This window comes from Nocardioides sp. B129/18, from assembly GCF_055282735.1.
On record NZ_JBUZJI010000003.1, the window covers coordinates 192,292 to 213,597 of the forward strand.

The following is a 21,306-nucleotide window of genomic DNA, read 5'->3' on the forward strand; positions in this document are numbered from 1 at the left end:
GCCGGTCAGCCGAACGGCAGCGGCTGCTCGGGCGTCAGCGAGACCGCCTTCGCCCGGGCGGCCGTCAGCCGACGCCGGTGGTGCTGGCGGCACAGCACCTCGTAGGCGACGTCGGTCTCGGCCTCGGAGACGCCGGCCAGCGTCGGCTGCCCGGGGTCGCCCGGCTGCTCGACGTCGCCGACCACGATGACGTCGCCCTCGGTGACCATGACGCCGTTCTCGGTGCGGGCGTTGTGGGTGGCGCGCTTGCCGCACCAGCACAGCGCCTCGACCTGCAGGGTGTGCATCCGGTCGGCGAGCTCGACGAGCCGTGCCGAGCCCGCGAAGAGCTGGGTGCGGAAGTCGGTGAGGATGCCGAAGGCGAACACGTCGAGCTGCAGCTCGTCGACGATCTTCGCGAGGTCGTCGACCTGGGCGCGGGTGTAGAACTGCGCCTCGTCGCAGATGAGGTAGTCGACCCGGCCGCCGCGGGTGAGGGTCTCCACGACGTGGCGCCAGAACGAGAAGGACGCGTCGACCTCGATGGCGTCGTGGGTGAGGCCCAGGCGGCTGGAGATGAGGCCACGGCCCGCCCGGTCGCGCGTCACGAAGATCTGCCCGATCCGGCCGCGGACGGCGTGGTTGTGGTTCGTCTGCAGGGCCAGGGTGCTCTTGCCGGAGTCCATGGTCCCGGTGAAGAAGTGCAGTTCCGCCACGGGGGCAGATCCTGTCATGGACGAGCGCCGGGCAGGATGGGGGCCATGACCGGACCGCTCGTCACCGCCGCCGAGCTGCGCACGCTGCTCGACGCGCCCCAGCCGCCCACCGTGCTCGACGTCCGCTACCGCATGGGCGGCCCGCCGGGGGAGCGCGAGCACGCGCTCGGCCACGTGCCGGGCGCGGTCTACGTCGACCTCGACACCGCCCTGGCCGCGCCGCCGGGCGAGGGCGGACGTCACCCGCTGCCGGACGTCGAGGTCTTCCAGGCCGCGATGCGCGCTGCGGGCGTCAGCGACGAGCGTCCGGTCGTGGTCTACGACGACTGGAACGGGCTGGCGGCGGGCCGCGCGTGGTGGCTGCTGCGCTTCCACGGCCAGCGCGACGTCCGGGTGCTCGACGGCGGCTGGCCCGCGTGGCGCGAGGCCGGCGGCGCCGTCCAGGCGGTGCTCGCACGTCCAGAGCCCGGCGACTTCACCGCCGTGCCCGGGAGCATGCCGAAGGTCGAGGCCGACGAGCTGCTCGGCGTCCCGGTGATCGTCGACGCCCGCGCCCCCGAGCGATTCCGCGGCGAGACCGAGCCGGTCGATCCCGTCGCCGGTCACGTGCCGGGTGCGGTCAACGTGCCCACGAGCACCAACCTGCGCGCCGACGGCACCTTCCGCAGCCCCGAGGAGCTCCGTGCCCTCTACGCCGCGGCCGGGGTCACCGGCGAGGAGGACGTCGCGGTGTACTGCGGCTCCGGCGTCACGGCCACCCACGACCTCATCGCCCTCGAGCTCGCCGGCATCCGCGCCGCGCTCTACCCGGGCAGCTGGAGCGGCTGGATCACCGACCCCGCGAGGCCCGTGCAGCGCGGCTGAGCGCAGTCCTCGCGGGTGCGGGGATCTCGACAGGCTCGATCACCGGAGGAGCGGCTCGATCACCGGAGGGGCGGCTCGATCACCAGTGGATGCCCTTGAAGACCCGCGCCAGCATCATCTGCTCGCTCTCCCGGGCTCCGGCCTCGCCGGCCTGACCGCGGGCGGCCGCGGAGTCGGGGAAGACGTGGTAGGCCATGTTGAGCACCCGGAAGGCCAGCTTCGGGGCGACGGTGTGGGCGATCGCGCCGGCGTTGCCGAGCAGGGTGTTGATCTCGTGCGGACGCTCGACCATCGCCTCGATGAGGAGATCGGCGGCCTGCGCGGGGGAGATCGTGGGGAACTTGTCGTAGATCTTGGTCGGCGCGATCATCGGCGTCCGCACCAGCGGCATGTGGATGCCGGTGAAGGTGATGCCCTCGCCGATCAGCTCGGAGGAGACGACGTTGCTCCATGCGTCGAGCGCGGCCTTGGAGGCGATGTAGGCCGAGAACCGCGGCGGGTTGGTCTGCACGCCGATGGAGGACACGTTGACGACGTGGCCGCCGCCGCTGGCCCGCATCGCCGGGATCAGCCCGATCACGAGGCGGATCGCGCCGAAGTAGTTGAGCTGCATGGTGCGCTCGAAGTCGTGGAAGCGGTCCTGGGAGAGCCGCAGCGAGCGGCGGATCGAGCGTCCGGCGTTGTTGACGACGAAGTCGACCGACGGCAGCTCCTCGGCGAGCTGCTCGCAGAGCCGGTCGATGGCCTCGAGGTCGGAGAGGTCGCAGGGGTAGACCAGCGCCTGGCCGCCGCGCAGCTCGATGGTGGCGCGGGTCTCCTCGAGCTTGTCCTTGCCGCGCGCGACGAGCACGGGGATGCCGCCCGCCTGGGCGACCTTGAGCGCGGTGACCTGGCCGATGCCCGAGGACGCGCCGGTGATGACGACGTGCTTGCCGGCCAGCGCCTCGCGGGCCTTCGGGTCGCGGCGCACGGAGTCGTCGAGGTGCTCCTCCCAGTAGCCCCACAGCGTGCGGGCGTAGCTCTCGAGGTCGGGCACCGCGATGCCGGAGCCGGCCAGCGCCCGCTCGGTGGCGCGGGAGTCGAAGGTCGCGGTGAACGAGCTGTGGCCGATGACCTCGGCCGGCACGCCGATGCGCGAGGTGACCAGGTCGAGGACGGCCTGCACCGAGGAGTTCTGCATCGCGGTGGTGAACAGGCTGAGCGGGCGCAGACGTCGCGGCACCAGCGCGAGCGGACCGGCGGTGGTGACGCGGCGGTCGACGGGCGTCGCGAACCGCGGGGCGCCGGCGGCGGCGCAGAAGGCGTTGAGGGTCTCGACGACCGGCTGCGGCTCGGGGTTGACCAGGTGGAAGGCCTCGCCGTCGCGGCCGGGCAGGTGAGCCAGGTGGTCCATGGCGGCGGCGACGTAGTCGACCGGCACGACGTTGGTGTCGCCGAGGTCGACGCCCACCAGCGGCAGCCAGGCCGGCAGTCGGTCGCGCAGGGCCTTGAGCAGCGGGAAGAAGTAGTAGGGCCCGTCGACCTTGTCCATCGCGCCGGTCTCGCTGTGGCCGACGACGATCGCGGGCCGGTAGACGCGCCACGGCGTCGTGGACTCCTCGCGGACGATCCGCTCGGACTCGTACTTCGTGCGGTGGTAGGGCGAGGGCAGGTGCTGCCCCTCGGCGAACATGTCCTCGGAGAAGCGTCCGGGGTGCTCGCCCGCGGCGGCCACCGAGGAGACGTGGTGGAAGCAGCCGGCCCGCAGCGCCGTGGCCAGCTCGAGGGCGTGACGGGTGCCGCCGACGTTGAGCGCCTCGTTGGTGGCGTCGTCGGCGGTCATGTCGTAGATCGCCGCGAGGTGCATGACGTGCTCGATCGAGCCGGCGTGCTCGGCCACCCAGGCCGGGTCGACGCCGAGCGCGGGGGAGCCGAGGTCGCCGACGACCGGGACGACGCGGTCGGTGCCCCAGCGGCGGATGAGGGTCTCCATGCGGCTCAGCGAGCCGGCACGCACGAGGACGAAGATCTCGCCCTCACGGTGGTCGAGGAGCTCCTCGACGAGGTGGCGGCCGATGAAGCCTGTGGCGCCGGTCACGAAGTACGACATGCGCGGAGGCTACCGCTCCGCGGGCCGTCTGGGGACCGGTCCGGACAGGCGGTCAGTCCTGCTTGCCGCCGAACATGATCTCGTCCCAGCTCGGCACCGACGCGCGGCCGCGGCGGCCCTTGGCCGGGCGGCGCGGGGCCGGGGGCTGGTCGGCGGTGGCGGGGAGCTCGGTGGTCTCCTCGACGTCCTGGGCCGGGGTGGTGTCCGGGGCGAGATCGGCGGCGGCGTCAGCGGCGGTGCCGCCCTGCTCGTCGAGCGCCGCGGCGTCGGCCGCCTCCTGCACGAGCGCGTGCTCGTCGGCGGCGGGGCGGGCGTCGAGGAAGGACTCGACGGGGTGGCTCTCGGCCTCCTCGACCAGGCCGAGGACGTCGTCGCCGAGCTCGCCCTCGTCGGTGGCGCGACGGCGACGGCGGACGTCCTCGAGGTCGTCGCGCTGCGGGGCCGGGGCCTCGAGCACCTCCCCGACGATCCAGCGGGCCTCGTCGTTCTCCAGCACCACGAAGTTGCCGGGCATGTCGAAGGTGAACTGGGCGGTGCCGCTGCGCTTGATGGTGGCGAACTCCGCGGCCAGCGCCCACCGGCCGTCCTCGCGACGCCAGGCGTCCCAGACCACGGAGGCGGGGTCGACGTCCTGGGAGCGCAGGTGGGCGGCGACGGCGTCGCCGAGCACGCGGGCGCCGGTCTCGCCGGGGCTGCGGCGGCGCAGCGAGGAGCGCTGGGCCCGCTCGGCGACGTGCTGACGCTCGGCGAGCACGGGCCCGGCGAAGGGCAGGATCCGCTCGAGGCTGGTCTGGGCGGCCTGGGCGACGGCCTCGGGGGTCTCGCCGGCGCGGATGCGGGCCTGGATGTCGCGGGGGCGCAGGACGCTGTCCATGGGGATCTCCAACTGGCCGAGGCGTGAGGTCTCGCCGCGCAGGGCGGCACGGAGGCGGTGGTCGACGTCGAGGGTGAACTCGTTCCCGGCGGGATCGACGAGGAGGAGCCGCTGGCGATCGGCGCTCATGCCGGCCAGGGTCAGATGCACCGCGCCCACCTCCCTGCTCCCTCGTCGCCGTCGACGGCGTCCTCGTGACCGCCGAGCCTACGCCAGCCGGTGCGTGCGTCCGGGGAGGCGGGCCGGACCGTCGCGGACTGCCTCGTCGGCACTAGGGTCTCGCCGTGGCCACCCCTGAGCCCGCGAGCATCCTCGTCGTCCTGGACCTCCTCGGCATCGCCGTCTTCGCGATCTCCGGCGCGCTCGTGGCGGTGCGCAAGGAGCTCGACCTCTTCGGCGTGCTGGTGCTCGCCGGCATCACCGGGCTGGGCGGCGGCTTCCTGCGCGACGTGCTCATCGGCGCGACGCCGCCGGCCGCGCTCGCCGACTGGCGCTACCTGCTCGTGCCGACCGCCGCGGGGCTGGTGACCTTCGTCTACCACCCGACGCTGGGCCGCATGGAGCGGACCGTCACGGTCTTCGACGCCGCCGGCCTCGCGCTGTTCTGCGTCGCCGGCGCCCTGAAGGCGCTCGACTACGGCCTGGGTCCGCTGCCGGCGGCGCTGATGGGCATGACCACCGGCATCGGCGGCGGCATGATCCGCGACGTCCTGGCCGGCCGCGTGCCGGTGATCTTCCGCGGCGAGCTCTACGCCACCCCGGCGCTGGCCGGTGCGGGCGTCGCCGTCGTCGCCCACCAGCTCGACATCACCGCGCTCGTCGGCACGATCGCCGGCGCCGCGGTGTGCCTGGTGTGGCGACTGGTCGCCGTGCGTCGTGGCTGGCAGGCCCCGATGCCCACGGGACCTGCCAGCGTCTGAGCGGACGCCGGGGCTCAGTCGATCTGGTCACCGACGGGCAGGACGAGTCCGTCGGTGGTGTCGAGCCGCACCTCCGTGCGGCAGGTGCCCTCGTCCAGTCCTCAGGTCAGCAGCGCCGAGGGACCCTGCTCGGACTCCAGGGCGATCGCCGCCACGTGGTCGCCGTCGAGCCACTGGCGGGCCGTGGAGAAGTAGGCGTCGCGGGAGCCGGTGTCCGGCGACGGGGTTCTGCCCCTAGGACGCGGTGAGTGCCTCGGCAGGTTCGGTGGCCGCCGGCGCGCTCTCGCGCGGCAGCAGCAGCGCCGCCAGCGCCGCCACGACGCCCGCGGCCAGCGAGACCAGGTAGGCGGCCGAGGCGCCGTGCGCGTCGACGACGACGCCGCTCAGCGTCGCGCCCGGCGCGACGCCGGCGACCAGGCCGGTCTGCATGACGGCCATGCCCTCGGTGAGGCGCGCGGCCGGCACCGAGCGCTCGGTGAGCGAGAGCGCCGCCACCATCGTCGGGGCGATCGCGACGCCGCCCACGAGCAGCAGGAGCCCCATCAGCGGCAGGGAGTCGACGAAGGTGAGCGGCAGCATGGCGGTGGCCATGAGGGCCGCGCCGACGCGGACCCGCAGCGTCGGGCCGCGACGCCAGGCGACCGCGCCGGTGACCAGACCCGAGAGCATGCTGCCCAGCGCCCACAGGGCCAGCAGGCCGCCGGACCAGGAGCGGTGGCCCTGCTCGTCGGCGAACGCGACGGTGGTGACCTCGGCGGCGCCGAAGAGCACGCCCAGCGCGGCGAAGACCACCGCGAGCGGGACGACGGTGCGCCAGGGGAGCCGCGGTCGGACGCCGTCGGCGTGGGTGCGGGCGTGCACCGGCGGCTCGGTGCCGCGCTGCGCGGCGAAGGCCAGCCCGCCGACGGTGCCTGCGACGGTGGCCGTCGCCAGGCCCACGACGGGGTCGATGGCGGTGGCCAGCAGCGTCACGAGGATGGGTCCGCAGATGAAGACGGCCTCGTCGAAGACCGCCTCGAGGGCGTAGGCGGTCTGGACGTCGGCGGGGGAGTCGAGCACGTGCGACCAGCGCGCCCGCACGCACGAGCCGATCTGCGGCAGGCTCGCACCGGCCAGGGCGGCCGCGACGTAGGACGCGCCGATCGGCCAGTCGGCCTCGACGCTGGTGACCAGCAGGCTCATCGCCACCGCGAACGCGACGCTCGCGGTGCCGAGCACGCGTCCCTGGCCGAGCCGGTCGAGGAGACGGCCCTGCAGGATCGCGACGACGGCGTTGGCCACCATGTAGGCCGCCGAGACCGCGCCCGCGACGCCGTAGGAGCCCTCGGAGGCCTGCACGAGCAGGACGATGCCGAGCCCCGCCATCGAGATCGGCAGGCGCGCCACCAGCCCGGTGAGGCTGAACGCGGTCGCTCCGGGGCGGGAGAGCACGCGGCCGTAGGTGGAGAGCACCCCTGGACGGTAGGCCCCCCACCCGGGGGTAGACCATTCGTCGCCCGTCCTCCGGCTGGCGCCGCGACCTGCCTACGATGAGAGCCATGAGCGCTCCGGACGCGAAGCCCTACGACGCCCTGCTCCTGGTCTCCTTCGGAGGCCCCGAGAAGCCCGAGGACGTGGTGCCGTTCCTGGAGAACGTCACCCGCGGCCGCGGCATCCCGCGCGAGCGGCTGGAGGAGGTCGGCGAGCACTACTTCCTCTTCGGCGGCAGGTCGCCGATCAACGACCAGAACCGCGAGTTCCTCGACGCCCTGCGCGCCGACCTCGCCGAGCACGACATCGACCTCCCGGTCTACTGGGGCAACCGCAACTGGGACCCCTACCTGGCCGACACCCTCCAGCAGATGGCCGCCGACGGCGTCACGCGAGCCGCGTGCTTCGTCACCAGCGCCTACTCCTCCTACTCCTCCTGCCGGCAGTACCGCGAGAACCTCTTCGACGCCACCGCCGCCGCCCAGGAGGCCGGCGTCGAGGCGCCCCGCCTGGACAAGCTGCGCCACTACTTCAACCACCCCGGCTTCGTGGAGCCCAACGTCGACGCCGTCGTCACCGCGCTCGCCGACCTGCCCGACGACGTCCGCGACGGCGCCCGGATCCTGTTCGTCACCCACTCGATCCCGACGTCGATGAACGACGCCAGCGGCGACCCCGAGGCCGGCGGCGGCGCCTACCAGCGTCAGCACGAGGACGTCGCGGCCGTCATCGCCGACCGCGTCGCCGAGCTCACCGGCACCCGCCACGAGCACGAGCTGGTGTTCTGCTCCCGCTCGGGCGCTCCGCACATCCCATGGCTCGAGCCCGACGTGAACGACCGCCTCGAGGAGCTGTCCGGCGAGGGCGCCTCCGCGGTCGTCGTGGCCCCGGTGGGCTTCGTCTCCGACCACATGGAGGTCATCTACGACCTCGACACCGAGGCCAAGGAGACCGCCGAGCGGCTGGGGCTGCCGTTCCGGCGCGCGGCCACCGCCGGCGTCGACCCCCGCTTCGTCGCGGTCGTGCGCGAGCTGCTGCTCGAGCGTGCCGCCATCGAGCGCGGCGAGGCCGAGGCGGACGCCTCGCGTCCCGCGGTCGGCGAGGTCGGCCCGATGTGGAACCAGTGCCCGGTGGGCTGCTGCCGCAACGCGCGCGCCGAGCGGCCCGCGCTGTGCGGCTCGGACCCCCTGTGAGCGCGGAGGGTCCGAGCCCGGCGGGGCGCGTGCTCGCCGACCTCGCGCTCGAGGTGGCCCGTCAGGCCGCGGCGCTGATCACCGAGGCGCGGGCAGGCGGCGTCAGCGTGGCCGCCACCAAGACCACCGACATCGACATCGTCACCGAGGCCGACCGCGCCGCCGAGCGGTTCATCCGCGCCCGGCTCGCCGAGGCCCGTCCCGACGACGCCTTCCTCGGCGAGGAGGGGGAGGACGTCCCCGGCACGAGCGGCGTGCGGTGGGTCATCGACCCCATCGACGGCACCGTCAACTTCCTCTACGGCCTGCCGCAGTACGCGGTGTCCATCGCCGCGGAGGTCGACGGCGAGGCCGTCGCGGGCGTCGTGCTCAACGTCGAGACCGGTGTCGAGTACGTCGGCTGGGTCGACGACGACGGCGCCCACGCCACCCGCGACGGCGTCGCGATCGCCTGCGCGCCCCCGGCCGCGCTGGACCGGATGCTGGTGGCCACGGGCTTCTCCTACGACCGCGGCGTGCGTGCGATCCAGGCCGAGGCCGTGCTGCGGCTGCTGCCGCGCATCCGTGATCTTCGTCGCCTCGGGTCCTGCGCCCTCGACCTGTGCCACGTCGCGGAGGGCCGCCTCGACGCCTACGTCGAGGAGGGCGTCAACCTCTGGGACCACGCCGCGGCCGGCCTGATCGCCCGTGCGGCGGGCGCGCGCACGGAGGTCCTGCCCGGCGCGGGCGGCCTCACCCTCCTGGTGTGCGCCCCGGCGCCGGCGTTCGCGGAGTTCCGCGAGGCCGTCGTGACCTGCGGTTTCACCGCCGCCGACGCGGAATAGGGACGCGTCACCAGATGTTCACGAGCCGCGACACCGATCCGGTGTGCGCGTGCCGGTCGCCATGGTGCACAATCTGGCGCCGACGACAGCGGTCTGTCGGCCGTGATGTCTGGGGACCGGCCGGATGAGGGGAGTGAACGACGATGGCGACTGACTACGACGCACCACGCAAGAACGAGGAAGAGCAGTCCGAGGAGAGCATCGAGGAGCTCAAGGCTCGTCGACACGACAAGAACTCGGGCAAGGTCGACGAGGACGAGACCGAGGCGGCGGAGTCCTTCGAGCTGCCGGGCGCCGACCTCTCCCATGAGGAGCTGGCGGTCGAGGTGAAGCCCAAGCAGGACGACGAGTTCACCTGCATGAGCTGCTTCCTGGTGCACCACCGCTCGCAGCTGGCGGACGAGAAGAAGATGATCTGCCGCGACTGCGACTGACGAGTCCGACCCGCCCGGAGCCCTCCGGCGCGGTCCGGACCCGGACGACGACGAGGCCCGCCACCCCCTGCTGGGGTGCGGGCCTCGAGCCGTTCTGGGGCTGCGCGACGGAGCCGGCGAGGCCTACTGGCCGTCGGCCGCCAGCTGCGGCGGGAGCTCGCCGGTGGACTTCACGTAGTACTCCGCGGCCCGGCGCTGGGCGAGCATGCGGACCAGCGCGACGGTGGCGCCGGAGGCCACGGCCCACGCCACGGCCTCGGTGACGGCGACGTCGGGGTCTGCGGGGTTCACCGGGGGCTTGCGCCCGGTGGCCGCCTTCCAGGTCGTGTCGAGGGCCCGCTTCGCGACCTGCGCCGCGACCAGGGCCGAGACGACCGACAACATCGAGTACGACTTCGACGAACCACCGGATGCCATGCGCGCCACCCTAGCGGCGGCGCGGGCGTCGGGCGTGAGCGCTCACCCGCGTGGACGGGCGGTGCGCGCGGCCTCGATGGCCGCGGCGAGCTCGCGGGGACGCCGCGTGCTCAGCAGCCAGTACGGCGCGGGGTCGCGCGGGTCGAGGATGCGCACCTTGACCGAGCGCTTGCGATAGGGCCGCAGCAGCAGGTAGGCCCGGACGTCGGCGTCGCGACCGAAGGCCAGGCGGGTCGCCTCGGCGTCCAGCGCCTGGGCCTCGCCGACGTGCACGAGATCGATGCGGGCCCGGCCGGCGCGCAGGTGGCCGTCGGCCACCTCGATGCGCGCGGCGCCGTAGGCCACGAACAGGCCGGTCATCAGCGCGATGGCGACGGCGGTGATGACGGCCGCGCCCACCGGCGGGACGGCGACGATCACCGCGAGCGCCAGCGACGCCACGAGCATCGTGCCCTGGGCCCACCAGCGGATGGGCACGCTGAGTCGCTCGCGGTACGCGGGGGCCTCGGGCGTGCTCACGGGGAGGATCCTCCCACTCCCGCCCCGGCGAGGTGGGGCAGGGGGTGGCCGTGCGGGTGCTCCGGCGGGCTAGGGTCGGGCACCGTGACCGCCGACGAGCCCGCCGCAGCGCCGGTCGCGACCCTCGAGGTCTCGCTCGTGCGCCTGGATCCCGACCTGCCCGTCCCGGCCTACGCCCACCCCGGCGACGCCGGAGCCGACCTCCATGCCACCGTCGACGTCCACCTCGCGCCGGGGGAGCGGGCCCTGGTGCCCACCGGCGTCGCGATCGCGTTGCCCGACGGCTTCGTCGCGCTCGTGCACCCGCGCTCGGGGCTCGCGGCGCGTCACGGCGTCTCCATCGTCAACACCCCCGGCACCGTCGACGCCGGCTACCGCGGCGAGATCAAGGTGCTGCTGGTCAACCTCGACCCCGCCGAGCCCGTCGAGCTGCGCCGCGGCGACCGCATCGCCCAGCTGGTGATCCAGCGCGTCGAGCGGGCCCGGTTCGTCGAGGTGGAGGTCCTCCCCGACTCCGTCCGCGGCACGGGCGGATACGGTTCTACCGGAGGACTCGCCCGCTGAGGCGTCGCGCCTCCTCTCTGCCCTTCGTCAGCCCGAGCAGCACCGACCTACCGCCTCCAGGAGAGCCCGCCGTGAGATTCCGCCGCAAGTCCGCCGACGTCGACGCCGCCCAGGTCGGCGAGGACGCCGCCCCGGACGCCGGGACCCCCGAGCCCAGCGCTCCCGCCGGCCCCTACGACGCCGAGGACCTCGACGAGCAGGCCCTGGCCGAGCGGGTCGACCTCGGCTCGCTGCTCATCGCGCCCCAGCCCGGCGCCGAGCTGCGCATCCAGGTCGACGAGGAGAGCGGCACCGTCCAGTCGGTGCTGCTGACCGGCACCGACTCCGCCGTCGAGCTGCGCGCGTTCGCGGCCCCGCGGGGCGGCGACCTGTGGGGCGAGGTCCGGCCGGCGATCGCCGCCGACATGGCCCGCCGTGGCGGCACCGCCACCCCCGCCGAGGGCTCCTTCGGCCAGGAGCTGCTGTGCGAGATCACCGCACCGCTCGAGGACGGCCGCACGGGCGTCCAGGCCTCCCGCATCGTCGGCGTCAACGGCTCGCGCTGGCTGCTGCGCGCCACCTTCCTCGGCGAGGCCGTCCAGGGCGGCGAGGCCGCCGAGCCCTGGGACGCCCTCGTGCGCGACGTCGCCGTGCGCCGCGGCCAGTCGGCGCTGCCCCCGGGCGAGGCGCTGCCGCTGACGCTGCCCGAGCAGGCGCGCCGACTGGAGCAGTAGACCGTGGGCGAGAAGAGCCGGCTGCGGCGCACGATCAGCGCCTGGGCCAACAGCACCGACCAGCACGCGCGCGACATGCGCACCACCTACACCGCGCCCGGGCTGGACTGCATCGGCGACGCCCCCACGCGCGCCCGGGTGCGGCTGCGCGGCACCTTGCGCACGGTCACGCTGCGCCCGCGCGGCGGCGTCCCGGCCCTGGAGGCCGAGCTCTACGACGGCAGCGGCGTGCTCACCATCGTCTGGCTCGGACGCCGCCAGATCACCGGCATCAGCCCCGGCGTCTCGCTCATGGTCGAGGGCCGCATCGGCGAGCACGACGGCCAGCGCGTCATCTACAACCCGCGCTACGAGCTGCTGCCGTGAGCGAGGAGCCCCGGCCCGAGACCCAGCCCGAGGCCCGGCCTGTCGCGTCGGCCCAGACCGTCGAGGCCGTCGTCCGCGCCCAGCTGGCCAAGGCCCTGGGCGGGCGTCGCGGCATGGTCGAGGCCGCCGTGCCGACGATCCTGTTCACCGTCGTCTGGCTCACGACGCGCGAGCTCACCTGGGCCCTCGGCGTCAGCGTCGGCTCGGCGGTGGCCCTGCTGGTGGTGCGGCTGGTGCAGCGCACCACCGTGCAGTTCTGCGTCAACGCCCTCGTCGGCATCGGCATCGGCTGGCTCTTCGTGCACCTCGCCGCGCGCGGCGGCGGCGACGCCGACGACCAGGCGCTCGCGTACTTCCTGCCCGGCCTGCTCTACAACCTCGCCTACTCCGTCGGCATGGCGATCAGCTGCCTGACCCGCTGGCCCCTGGTGGGCTTCATGGTCGGCAGCGTCACCGGCGACCCCACCGCCTGGCACGCCGACCGCCAGGTCGTGCGGCTGTGCACCACCCTCACCTGGCTGCTCGCCGTCCCGTGCGTGCTGCGGGTGCTCGTCCAGGGGCCGATCTGGCTGGCCGCCCACGGCGGGGCGCTCGACGCCGACACCGCCGTCGCGGCCCTCGGCGTGCTCAAGATCGTGCTCGGCTGGCCGCTGCAGCTGGCCACGCTCGGCGCGATGCTGTGGATCCTCGGGCGCGACCGCACCCCGGTGGTCCCCGCCACCTGAGGGCCCGCCGGGTCCGTCGATGCGGGACGGCCCGGCCTCGATAGGGTCGAGGCATGCGCGTCCTGGTCTCCGGCGGTGCCGGCTACATCGGCTCCCACACCGTCCTCGCCCTCATCGAGGCCGGTCACGACGTCGTCGTCGTCGACGACTTCTCCAACAGCAAGCCCACGGTCGTCGCCCGGCTGGAGTCGCTCTCCGGCGCTCACATCCCGGTGCACGCCTTCGACCTCACCGACGTCGACAAGACCAACGCGCTGTTCGCGATCGAGGAGATCGACGCCGTCATCCACTTCGCCGGCCTCAAGGCCGTGGGGGAGAGCGTCAGCAAGCCGCTGGAGTACTACCGCAACAACCTCGACTCCACCTTCGCGCTCCTCGAGGCGATGCGCCGCCACGACGTCCAGCGCCTGGTGTTCTCCTCCTCGGCCACCGTCTACGGCGAGCACGCGCCGGTGCCCTACGTGGAGACCTACGACGCGCTCGCGGCCAGCAGCCCGTACGGGCGCACCAAGGTGATGATCGAGCAGGTGCTCACCGACGTCACCCACGCCACCCCCGGCCAGCGCGTGGCGCTGCTGCGCTACTTCAACCCCGTCGGAGCCCACCCGTCGGGCCACATCGGCGAGGACCCGCAGGGCATCCCGAACAACCTCATGCCGTTCATCGCGCAGGTCGCGGTCGGGCGCCGCGAGCGGCTGCAGGTCTTCGGCGGCGACTACCCGACCGCCGACGGCACCGCCGAGCGCGACTACATCCACGTCGTCGACCTCGCCGCCGGCCACGTCGCCGCACTCGAGCACCTCGACGCCATGGCCGAGCCCGTCCGTGCCTTCAACCTCGGCACCGGCACCGGCACCAGCGTCCTGGACCTCTTCCACGCCTTCGAGCGCGCCGTCGGCCACGAGCTGCCCTACGAGATCGTCGACCGCCGCCCCGGCGACCTCCCCGCCTTCTGGGCCGACGCCTCCCGCGCCCACGCCGAGCTCGGCTGGCACGCCACCCGCACCATCGACGACATGTGCGCCGACACCTGGCGCTGGCAGTCGCAGAACCCGAACGGGTTCCCCGACGCCTGAGCCGGGGACGCAGAAGTTCCCCGGCTGACCGGGGAACTTCTAGAAGGTCAGGGGAACTTCGGGCCGTTCTCGCCCAAGTTCCCCTGACCAATCGCCGGTCCATCCACAGACGGACCCGCGATCGACGCGGGTCGACGCGGGCTCAGCCGCCGTGCGTCGAGGGCGCGAGCATCCGCTCGAGCTCGTCCTCGCGGTCGGCGGGGACGACGAACAGCAGCTCGTCGCCGGCCTCGATCGGCTGCTCGGGAGTGGGCACGTAGACCTGCCCGTCGCGGATGATCGTGACCAGGGCGCAGTTGTCCGGGAGCGGCACGAGGCCGGCCGGCTTGCCGACGTAGGGGGAGTCGGCGGGCAGCGTCATCTCGGCGAGGTTCGCGTCGCCCTGGCGGAAGGTGAACAGACGCACGAGGTCGCCGACGCTCACCGCCTCCTCGACCAGCGCCGACATGATGCGCGGCGTCGAGACGCTGACGTCCACGCCCCAGGCCTCGGTGAACAGCCACTCGTTGCTGGGGTGGTTGACCCGACCGACGGTCCGCGGGACGCCGAACTCGGTCTTGGCCAGCAGCGAGGCGACGAGGTTGGCCTTGTCGTCGCCGGTGGCGGAGATGAGGATGTCGCAGCGGTCGAGACGGGCCTCCTCCAGCGAGGACATCTCGCAGCAGTCCGCGAGCAGCCACTCGGCGTCCGGGACGCGCTCGGGCTTGATCGAGGCGGGGGCCTTGTCGATGAGCAGGACCTCGTGGCCGTTGCCGATCAGCTCGCGGGCGATCGAGCGGCCGACGGCGCCGGCTCCAGCGATGGCGACGCGCATGCTCAGTGCTCCTCGGGTCCGGCCGACAGCGCGGCGTAGGTGTGCTCGGCGTCGTTCTCGCGCATGACCAGGTGGAGGTAGTCGCCCTCCTGCAGCACGCTCTCCCGGGTGGGCAGCATGCCCTCGCCGAGCCGGTCGATCCACGCGATCCGGCAGCGGGCCTGCTCCTGGAAGATGACGGTGCGGTGGCCGATCCAGGCCTGCGGCACCGGCACCTGGTCGACGCGGATGGTGCCCGAGGGGTCGCGGAAGTCCGGCTCCGCGCCGGCCGGCAGCAGCCGACGCAGCACCTGGTCGGAGGTCCACTTCACGGTGGCGACGGTGGTGATGCCCAGACGCTGGTAGACCTCGGCGCGACCGGGGTCGTAGATGCGGGCCACGACCTGCTCGATCCCGAAGGTCTCGCGCGCGACGCGGGCGGCGATGATGTTGGAGTTGTCACCGCTGGAGACGGCCGCGAAGGCGTCGGCACGGCGGATGCCGGCCTTCTCCAGGACCTCCTGGTCGAAGCCCATTCCCGCGACCTTGTCGCCGTTGAACCCCGGCCCGAGCCGCCGGAACGCGTCGGGGTCGCTGTCGATGATCGACACCGTGTGGTTCCGGTCCTCGAGGCTGCGCGCGAGCGTCGACCCGACGCGTCCGCAGCCCATGATCACAACGTGCACGTCCAGAACCGTAGCGTCCCGCGTCCGCGCGCGGTGCCCCGGCGGTGGAGGAGCCGCGACGCGGGTGTCCTCGTCGAGGGCGCTCCGGAGGCCCTGAGCGTCTAGGGTGTCGCGACGTGAGTGTCGGCGACGTCTCCAAGCGCATCCTCCTGGGACGCAAGCTCCGCAGCTCCCAGCTGGGGGAGACGCTGCTGCCCAAGCGGATCGCGCTGCCGGTCTTCGCCAGCGACGCCCTCTCCTCGGTGGCCTACGCCCCCGACGAGGTCTTCATCATGCTCTCGCTCGCCGGCGTCGCGCAGTACGTCTGGTCGTGGAAGATCGCGATCGCGGTCGCGCTGGTGATGGCGGCCGTCATCGCCTCCTACCGCCAGACCGTGCACGCCTACCCCAGCGGCGGCGGCGACTACGAGGTCGCCACCGTCAACCTCGGACGCACCGCCGGCACCACCGTGGCCAGCGCCCTGCTGGTCGACTACGTGCTCACCGTCGCGGTGTCGATCTCCTCGGGCGCCCAGTACGCGGCGTCCGCGATCCCGGCCCTGCAGGGGCACGAGGCGATCTTCGCCGCGGTGCTCGTGGTGGTGCTGATGTCGATCAACCTGCGCGGCATCCGCGAGTCCGGCTCGGTGTTCGCGGTGCCCACCTACGCGTTCATGATCGCGATCCTCGGCATGTGCGCGGTCGGCTTCGCCCGCATGCTCTCGGGCACCCTGCCCGACGTCGAGAGCGCCCGCTTCGACATCGTCCCGGACCCCGGCTTCGACGGCCAGCTCTCCAACATCGCGCTGATCTTCCTGCTCGCGCGCGCCTTCTCGTCCGGCTGCGCCGCGCTGACCGGCGTCGAGGCGATCTCCAACGGCGTCCCGGCCTTCCAACGGCCCAAGAGCAAGAACGCCGCCACCACGCTGCTGCTGCTGGGCCTGATCGCGATCACGATGATGCTCAGCGTCATCACGCTGGCCAAGGAGATGGGGCTGCGCTACGTCGACCCCGGCGACCTCGATCGACTCACGATCGACGGCAAGCCGTTGCCGGCCGGCTACGACCAGCACGCGGTGATCGCGCAGATCGCCGACGCGGTGTTCTCCGGCTTCCCGGTCGGCTTCTACGCCGTCGTCACGGTCACCGGCATCATCCTGGTGCTCGCCGCGAACACCGCCTTCAACGGCTTCCCCGTGCTCGGCTCGATCCTCGCCAAGGACGGCCTGGCGCCCCGTGCGCTGGGCAACCGCGGCGACCGGCTCGCCTACAGCAACGGCATCGTCGTCCTCGCGGTGATGGCGATCGTGCTGATCATCCTCTTCGACGCCGAGACCACCCGCCTGATCCAGCTCTACATCGTCGGCGTCTTCGTCTCCTTCAACCTCAGCCAGCTCGGCATGATCCGGCACTGGACGCGCCTGCTGCGCACTGAGCGCGACGCCGCCGTCCGGCGACGGATGGTGCGCTCGCGGGTCATCAACACCGTCGGCCTCTCCTTCACCGCCGTCGTGCTGGTGATCGTCATCATCACCAAGTTCCTGGCCGGCGCCTGGATCACGATCCTGGCGATGCTGTTCTTCTTCCTCGTCATGCGCGGCATCCGTCGCCACTACGACAACGTCGAGGCCGAGCTCGCCGCCGACGACGAGGACAGCGTGCTGCCGACCCGCGTCCATGCGATCGTGCTGGTCTCCAAGCTGCACAAGCCGACGCTGCGGGCCCTGGCCTACGCGCGGGCCAGCCGCCCCAACGTGCTCGAGGCGGTCTACGTCTCGGTCGACAACGACGCCACCGCCCGCCTGCTGCGCGAGTGGGACCAGCGCGGCATCGAGATGCCGCTCAAGGTGCTCCACTCGCCCTACCGCGAGCTCGTGCGCCCCGTCGTGCAGTACGCCGCGGAGATCCGCAAGGCCAACCCGCGCGGGGTCGTCGCGGTCTACATCCCCGAGTACGTCGTGGGCCGCTGGTGGGAGCAGGTGCTGCACAACCAGACCGCGCTGCGGCTCAAGGGCCGGCTGCTGTTCAGCCCCGGCGTCATGGTCATCTCCGTCCCGTTCCAGCTGCGCTCCTCGGAGATCGCGCGCGAGCGGGAGCGGCGCGACGAGATGCGCGTGCGCCCTGGCGACCTGCGGGCCGGCCGCGTCCGCGAACGAGGAAGCAAGGGACAGATCCAGCGATGAGCCGCGACCAGCGCCGCGCCCCCGGGCGTCGCACCAACCGACCGCGCGCCGACCGCGGACGCTCGCGCGTCGGCGAGCGGTTCGAGGCCGAGGTCGGCCCGATCGCCCACGGCGGCCACTGCGTCGTCCGGCTGCCCGAGCCCGAGGCGCGCGTCGTCTTCACCCGGCACTGCCTGCCTGGCGAGCGCGTCGTCCTGCAGATCACCGAGGGCGCCGAGGGCGACCGGTTCTGGCGCGCCGACGCCGTGGAGGTGCTCGAGGCCTCGCCCGACCGCGTCGCGGCGCCGTGCCCCGTCGCTGGTCCCGGCGGGTGCGGCGGCTGCGACCTCCAGCACGCCTCCCTCTCCGCCCAGCGCGCGCTGAAGGCGGCCGTCGTGTCCGAGCAGCTGCGGCGGCTGGCGCGCCTGGAGCGCGACGTCGTCGTCGAGCCGGTGGGGGAGGACGACGCCGACCTCGCCGCCGGCCTGCGCTGGCGCACCCGGCAGGTCTTCGTCGACCTCGGCGACGGGCGCCGCGGCATGCGCAAGCACCGCTCGCACGACGTCGTGGAGGTCGAGGACTGCCTCATCGCCGGCGCTCCGGCCGACCACGTCGTCGAGGGCCCCGGGGGCTCGGTGACCTTCGAGGTCGCCGTCGACGGCTTCTGGCAGGTCCATCCCCGCGCGCCCCAGGTGCTCGTCGACACCGTGCTCGCGATGCTCGCCCCGCAGCCCGGCGAGCGCGCCCTCGACCTCTACGCCGGCGTCGGCCTCTTCGGCCGGTTCCTGGCCGAGACCGTCGGCGACCCCCGCCGCGTCACCCTCGTCGAGGCCGACGGCGACGCCTGCCGGCACGCCAAGGCCAACGTTCCGGGCGCGCGCGTCGTGCGCGGCGCCGTCGACCGGGTGCTCGCCGACGACCTCGACGAGCCGTTCGACCTCGTCGTCCTCGACCCGCCGCGCGAGGGCGCCCGCCGCGCCGTGGTCGACCAGATCGCGGCCCGTCGTCCCCGTGCCGTCGCCTACGTCGCCTGCGACCCCGCTGCACTGGCCCGCGACGTCGCCTTCTTCGCCGAGCAGGGCTACACCCTCGACGCCCTGCGCGCCTTCGACCTGTTCCCCATGACGCACCACGTGGAGTGCGTGGCGCTGCTGGTGCGGGACTGAGGAGTTCCCCGGCTGACCGGGGAACTTCTCATTGGTCAGGGGAACTTGGCGGCCTCGACGACCAATTTCCCCTGACCAATCCCTGCCCGGCGTCCACAGCAGTCCGCTCCCTCCACAGGCGGGAGAGCCGCCGGATTGGCGTGGACGCCGACGCGGAACGTGAGGGGCATGGACTCCTTCCGCATCCCGACCCTCCCGGTCCTGCGCCGCTCCGACCTCCTCGACTCCGGCCTCGACGTCAACGCGATCTACCGCATGGCCGCCAAGGGCGAGATCCATCGTGTCCGCCACGGCGCCTACGCCGACGGCCCGTCGTGGCGCACGCTCGACGCACCTGAGCAGCACGTCGTCGCGGCGCGGGCCGTCCTCCTCCAGGCTGACTCCGAGTGCGTGCTGTCCCACACGACCGCGGCCGTGGCCCTCGGGGCGCCGACCTGGGGTCTCGACCTGTCCGCCGTCCACGTCACCCGCCTGGACTCGCGTGCCGGCCGCCGCGAGGCGGGCGTGGTCCAGCATCGCGGTCTGCTGCGCAGGATCGATCGCATCGAGGTGTCCGGTCTGCCGCTGACCTCGGCTGCCCGCACCGCGATCGACGCCGTGACGATCCTGAGCGCCGAGGCGGCGCTCGTCCTCGTCAACGACCTCCTCCATCGCGGCCTGGTCACCATCAGCGCCCTGGTCGACGCCCATCGACGCCTGGGACACCAGCCCGGGAGCCTGCGCAACCAGATCGTCATCCGACTGGCCGACGGGCGGTGCGAGAGCGTCGCGGAGTCCCGCTTCCTTCACCTCTGCTTCCTGGCCGGGCTGCCGAAGCCGGAGGTGCAGTACGAGATCCGTGACGACCAGGGACGCCTGGTCGCGCGCGTCGACTTCGCGTGGCCCGAGCTCGGGCTGTTCGTCGAGATCGACGGGAAGGTGAAGTACCAGCAGCACCGCCGACCGGGAGAGGACGTCGTCGACACGGTGCTGCGCGAGAAGCGGCGCGAGGACGAGGTCCGGCACATCACCGGATGGCGCTGCCTGCGCCTGACCTGGGCCGACCTGGAGAACCCGGTGCGCACGGCCGAGCTGCTCCGACTCGCCCTGGGACGTGGCCGCCGTCGGGCGTCCTGACCGATCCTTCCCACGGCGGGGCGGCGCCCCTCGCCTGTGGATGACCCGGCGATTGGTCAGGGGAAATTGGTCGTCACGGCCCCGAAGTTCCCCTGACCTTCTAGAAGTTCCCCGGCTGACCGGGGAACTTCTGGCTCCCGGCTACTCGCCGAACCCGGCGAGGAACTCCACGAGGGTGGCGACGGCGACGCCGGTGCCGCCGGGGGTCAGGTGACCGCGGGCGGTGGCGCCGGAGACGAAGGCGGGGCCGGCGATGTCGAGGTGGGCCCAGGGGCGGCCGGCGGTGAACTCGCGCAGGAACGCGGCGGCGAAGAGGCCGCCGCCCCAGCGGACCCAGTCGTGCTGGGCGAGGTCGGCGATCTTGGAGGAGCGGATGCGCTGGCGCATCTCGTCGGGGATCGGCATCGGCCACATCGGCTCTCCGGCGCGCTCAGAGGCGGCCAGGATCGCGGCGACGGTCTCCTCGCCGCCCATGACGCCGGCGACCTGGTCGCCGAGGGCGACGACCATGTGGCCGGTGAGCGTGGCGACGTCGATGATCGCGTCGGGCTCGACCTCGGTGGCGCGCACGAGCGCGTCGGCGAGGATGAGGCGGCCCTCGGCGTCGGTGTTGGAGACCTCGGTGGTGGTGCCGCCGTAGTGACGCAGCACGTCGCCGGGGCGGGTGGCCGCGCCGGAGAGCATGTTCTCGGCCATCGGGACGAACGTGGAGATGCGCACTGGCAGGCCCAGGCGGGCCGCCAGCAGGGTCGCCTGGACGACGGCCGCGGCGCCGCCCATGTCGGACTTCATCTCGTGCATCGAGGCGCCCGGCTTGATGGTGAGGCCGCCGGAGTCGAAGGTGATGCCCTTGCCGACGAGGGCGACGTGCGCGGTGGCGCCCTTCGGTGCGTAGGTGAGCTCGACGAGGCGCGGCGGCGCGGCGGACCCGGCGCCGACGCCGAGGATGCCGCCGCAGCCCATCTCGGCGAGCTGGGCCTCGTCGAAGACGGTGGCGGTGACCTTGGGGCCGCGGCCCTTGCCGAGCTCCTTGCAGGCCGCGACGACGGCGTCGGCGAAGGCTGGCGGCGTGAGGTCGCCCGGGGGCGTGTTCACCCAGTCGCGGGCGGCGGCGACGGCGGCGGCACGGTGCTGGGCCTGCTCGAAGGCGGTGACCACCTCGGCTCGACGCGCGGCCGAGGAGAGGACGACGACCTCGCCGGGCGCGACGGGGTCGCTGGCGGACTCCTGGCGGTAGGCGGTGAAGCGGTAGCCGCCGAGGATCCAGCCCTCGGTGGCGGCCCGCACCAGCTCGGCGGAGTCGGCGGGCAGGGCGAGCGCCACCGAGGCGGCGTTCGTGACCGCGCGAGCGGCCGCGCCCGCGGCGGTGCGGACGCTGGCCGGCGTGGCCTCCTCGCCGAGCCCGACGAGCACGAGCAGCGGAGTGCCGAGCGCGCCCCCGGTGGGCACCTTCTGCACCTCGCCGACCTTGCCGGAGAGGCCGAGCGAGGCCAGCAGCGGACGGAGGCGACGGCCGTAGGCGGACGCGACGTCGTCGGCGCCGGGCGCCAGGGTGACGGCGCCGTCGCCGCTGAGCACGCCGACCACCACGGCGTCGGCCTTCGTCTTGGCGGGGCTGGCGGCACGCAGGGCGAACGTCGTCATCCCGCGAGGATAGCCAG

General features: G+C 73.4%; 22 protein-coding genes. 13 read left to right on the forward strand and 9 right to left on the reverse strand.

Annotated features, from left to right (window positions below):
- Positions 1–5: 5 nt before the first annotated feature.
- Positions 6–695, reverse strand: coding sequence for a thymidine kinase (locus ACZDWJ_RS03715; protein ID WP_463519569.1), 690 nt, complete (start codon positions 693–695; stop codon positions 6–8).
- 45 nt (positions 696–740) lie between these two features.
- Here ACZDWJ_RS03715 and ACZDWJ_RS03720 point away from each other — a divergent pair, with 45 nt between their 5' ends.
- On the forward strand, positions 741–1,559 hold the full coding sequence (locus ACZDWJ_RS03720; protein ID WP_463519570.1) for a sulfurtransferase: 819 nt from the start codon (positions 741–743) through the stop codon (positions 1,557–1,559).
- Between the two features lie 79 nt (positions 1,560–1,638).
- Here the strand turns inward: ACZDWJ_RS03720 and ACZDWJ_RS03725 are convergent, their stop codons facing one another.
- Both ACZDWJ_RS03725 and sepH read right to left on the reverse strand, forming a co-directional pair.
- The gene (locus tag ACZDWJ_RS03725) at positions 1,639–3,648 is read right to left on the reverse strand and encodes an SDR family oxidoreductase (RefSeq protein ID WP_463519571.1); all 2,010 of its coding nucleotides are present in this window, start codon (positions 3,646–3,648) and stop codon (positions 1,639–1,641) included.
- A gap of 52 nt (positions 3,649–3,700) precedes the next feature.
- A complete protein-coding gene (sepH, locus tag ACZDWJ_RS03730) occupies positions 3,701–4,681 on the reverse strand; it encodes a septation protein SepH (protein WP_463519572.1) in 981 nt (326 codons plus the stop codon).
- Positions 4,682–4,806: 125 nt separating this feature from the next.
- Here sepH and ACZDWJ_RS03735 point away from each other — a divergent pair, with 125 nt between their 5' ends.
- Positions 4,807–5,442, forward strand: a complete 636-nt coding sequence (locus tag ACZDWJ_RS03735) for a trimeric intracellular cation channel family protein (RefSeq protein WP_463519573.1) — start codon at positions 4,807–4,809, stop codon at positions 5,440–5,442.
- A 234-nt stretch (positions 5,443–5,676) separates the two neighbouring features.
- Here the strand turns inward: ACZDWJ_RS03735 and ACZDWJ_RS03740 are convergent, their stop codons facing one another.
- Positions 5,677–6,894 carry an MFS transporter gene (locus ACZDWJ_RS03740; protein ID WP_463519574.1) on the reverse strand — a complete coding sequence of 406 codons (1,218 nt, stop codon included), beginning with the start codon at positions 6,892–6,894 and terminating at the stop codon, positions 5,677–5,679.
- An 86-nt stretch (positions 6,895–6,980) separates the two neighbouring features.
- Here ACZDWJ_RS03740 and ACZDWJ_RS03745 point away from each other — a divergent pair, with 86 nt between their 5' ends.
- The 3 genes from ACZDWJ_RS03745 (at position 6,981) to ACZDWJ_RS03755 (ending at position 9,363) form a co-directional block, all read left to right on the forward strand.
- Positions 6,981–8,105 carry a ferrochelatase gene (locus ACZDWJ_RS03745; protein ID WP_463519575.1) on the forward strand — a complete coding sequence of 375 codons (1,125 nt, stop codon included), beginning with the start codon at positions 6,981–6,983 and terminating at the stop codon, positions 8,103–8,105.
- Positions 8,102–8,929, forward strand: coding sequence for an inositol monophosphatase family protein (locus tag ACZDWJ_RS03750; RefSeq protein ID WP_463519576.1), 828 nt, complete (start codon positions 8,102–8,104; stop codon positions 8,927–8,929). Before ACZDWJ_RS03745 ends, ACZDWJ_RS03750 begins: the two co-directional genes overlap by 4 nt.
- 143 nt (positions 8,930–9,072) lie before the next feature.
- Positions 9,073–9,363, forward strand: a complete 291-nt coding sequence (locus tag ACZDWJ_RS03755; RefSeq protein WP_463519577.1) for a DUF4193 domain-containing protein — start codon at positions 9,073–9,075, stop codon at positions 9,361–9,363.
- 123 nt (positions 9,364–9,486) lie between these two features.
- Here ACZDWJ_RS03755 and ACZDWJ_RS03760 read toward each other — a convergent pair whose 3' ends face one another.
- Together ACZDWJ_RS03760 and ACZDWJ_RS03765 are read right to left on the reverse strand one after the other, a co-directional pair.
- On the reverse strand, positions 9,487–9,780 hold the full coding sequence (locus ACZDWJ_RS03760) for a DUF4235 domain-containing protein (protein WP_463519578.1): 294 nt from the start codon (positions 9,778–9,780) through the stop codon (positions 9,487–9,489).
- Positions 9,781–9,822: 42 nt separating this feature from the next.
- Entirely contained in the window at positions 9,823–10,299 is a 477-nt protein-coding gene (locus ACZDWJ_RS03765; RefSeq protein ID WP_463519579.1) for a DUF3093 domain-containing protein, read from the reverse strand.
- Positions 10,300–10,383: 84 nt separating this feature from the next.
- Here ACZDWJ_RS03765 and dut point away from each other — a divergent pair, with 84 nt between their 5' ends.
- From dut to galE, 5 genes are all read left to right on the forward strand, one after another.
- The gene (dut, locus tag ACZDWJ_RS03770) at positions 10,384–10,863 is read left to right on the forward strand and encodes a dUTP diphosphatase (RefSeq protein ID WP_463519580.1); all 480 of its coding nucleotides are present in this window, start codon (positions 10,384–10,386) and stop codon (positions 10,861–10,863) included.
- A 71-nt stretch (positions 10,864–10,934) separates the two neighbouring features.
- Entirely contained in the window at positions 10,935–11,576 is a 642-nt protein-coding gene (locus ACZDWJ_RS03775) for a DUF3710 domain-containing protein (RefSeq protein WP_463519581.1), read from the forward strand.
- A 3-nt stretch (positions 11,577–11,579) separates the two neighbouring features.
- A complete protein-coding gene (locus tag ACZDWJ_RS03780; protein ID WP_463519582.1) occupies positions 11,580–11,942 on the forward strand; it encodes an OB-fold nucleic acid binding domain-containing protein in 363 nt (120 codons plus the stop codon).
- Positions 11,939–12,667: a DUF3159 domain-containing protein gene (locus ACZDWJ_RS03785; protein ID WP_463519583.1), complete on the forward strand. Its 729-nt coding sequence runs from the start codon at positions 11,939–11,941 to the stop codon at positions 12,665–12,667. The genes ACZDWJ_RS03780 and ACZDWJ_RS03785 overlap by 4 nt, the downstream gene beginning before the upstream one ends.
- A gap of 53 nt (positions 12,668–12,720) precedes the next feature.
- Positions 12,721–13,743, forward strand: coding sequence for a UDP-glucose 4-epimerase GalE (galE, locus tag ACZDWJ_RS03790; RefSeq protein ID WP_463519584.1), 1,023 nt, complete (start codon positions 12,721–12,723; stop codon positions 13,741–13,743).
- Between the two features lie 142 nt (positions 13,744–13,885).
- On the opposite strand, the gene ACZDWJ_RS03795 is transcribed toward galE, so the two are convergent.
- Both ACZDWJ_RS03795 and ACZDWJ_RS03800 read right to left on the reverse strand, forming a co-directional pair.
- Positions 13,886–14,557 (reverse strand): potassium channel family protein, encoded by a 672-nt coding sequence (locus tag ACZDWJ_RS03795; RefSeq protein ID WP_463519585.1) that lies wholly within the window; start codon positions 14,555–14,557, stop codon positions 13,886–13,888.
- Between the two features lie 2 nt (positions 14,558–14,559).
- Positions 14,560–15,222: a potassium channel family protein gene (locus ACZDWJ_RS03800; RefSeq protein WP_463519586.1), complete on the reverse strand. Its 663-nt coding sequence runs from the start codon at positions 15,220–15,222 to the stop codon at positions 14,560–14,562.
- A 116-nt stretch (positions 15,223–15,338) separates the two neighbouring features.
- On the opposite strand from ACZDWJ_RS03800, the gene ACZDWJ_RS03805 reads away from it, so the two are divergent.
- The 3 genes from ACZDWJ_RS03805 (at position 15,339) to ACZDWJ_RS03815 (ending at position 19,645) form a co-directional block, all read left to right on the forward strand.
- On the forward strand, positions 15,339–17,384 hold the full coding sequence (locus ACZDWJ_RS03805; protein WP_463519587.1) for an APC family permease: 2,046 nt from the start codon (positions 15,339–15,341) through the stop codon (positions 17,382–17,384).
- Positions 17,381–18,529 carry a class I SAM-dependent RNA methyltransferase gene (locus ACZDWJ_RS03810; protein WP_463519588.1) on the forward strand — a complete coding sequence of 383 codons (1,149 nt, stop codon included), beginning with the start codon at positions 17,381–17,383 and terminating at the stop codon, positions 18,527–18,529. Before ACZDWJ_RS03805 ends, ACZDWJ_RS03810 begins: the two co-directional genes overlap by 4 nt.
- A gap of 168 nt (positions 18,530–18,697) precedes the next feature.
- Positions 18,698–19,645: a type IV toxin-antitoxin system AbiEi family antitoxin domain-containing protein gene (locus tag ACZDWJ_RS03815; RefSeq protein WP_463519589.1), complete on the forward strand. Its 948-nt coding sequence runs from the start codon at positions 18,698–18,700 to the stop codon at positions 19,643–19,645.
- Positions 19,646–19,786: 141 nt separating this feature from the next.
- Here ACZDWJ_RS03815 and ACZDWJ_RS03820 read toward each other — a convergent pair whose 3' ends face one another.
- Positions 19,787–21,289: a leucyl aminopeptidase gene (locus ACZDWJ_RS03820; RefSeq protein ID WP_463519590.1), complete on the reverse strand. Its 1,503-nt coding sequence runs from the start codon at positions 21,287–21,289 to the stop codon at positions 19,787–19,789.
- Positions 21,290–21,306: the final 17 nt, after the last annotated feature.

Excerpts from the sequence above, each read along its gene's own strand:
- ACZDWJ_RS03720 (WP_463519570.1), top strand. The coding sequence starts at position 741 with ATGACCGGACCGCTCGTCACCGCCGCCGAGCTGCGCACGCTGCTCGAC.
- ACZDWJ_RS03725 (WP_463519571.1), bottom strand. The coding sequence starts at position 3,648 with ATGTCGTACTTCGTGACCGGCGCCACAGGCTTCATCGGCCGCCACCTC.
- ACZDWJ_RS03745 (WP_463519575.1), top strand. The coding sequence starts at position 6,981 with ATGAGCGCTCCGGACGCGAAGCCCTACGACGCCCTGCTCCTGGTCTCC.
- ACZDWJ_RS03755 (WP_463519577.1), top strand. The coding sequence starts at position 9,073 with ATGGCGACTGACTACGACGCACCACGCAAGAACGAGGAAGAGCAGTCC.
- ACZDWJ_RS03760 (WP_463519578.1), bottom strand. The coding sequence starts at position 9,780 with ATGGCATCCGGTGGTTCGTCGAAGTCGTACTCGATGTTGTCGGTCGTC.
- galE (WP_463519584.1), top strand. The coding sequence starts at position 12,721 with ATGCGCGTCCTGGTCTCCGGCGGTGCCGGCTACATCGGCTCCCACACC.
- ACZDWJ_RS03795 (WP_463519585.1), bottom strand. The coding sequence starts at position 14,557 with ATGCGCGTCGCCATCGCTGGAGCCGGCGCCGTCGGCCGCTCGATCGCC.
- ACZDWJ_RS03810 (WP_463519588.1), top strand. The coding sequence starts at position 17,381 with ATGAGCCGCGACCAGCGCCGCGCCCCCGGGCGTCGCACCAACCGACCG.
- ACZDWJ_RS03815 (WP_463519589.1), top strand. The coding sequence starts at position 18,698 with ATGGACTCCTTCCGCATCCCGACCCTCCCGGTCCTGCGCCGCTCCGAC.
- ACZDWJ_RS03820 (WP_463519590.1), bottom strand. The coding sequence starts at position 21,289 with ATGACGACGTTCGCCCTGCGTGCCGCCAGCCCCGCCAAGACGAAGGCC.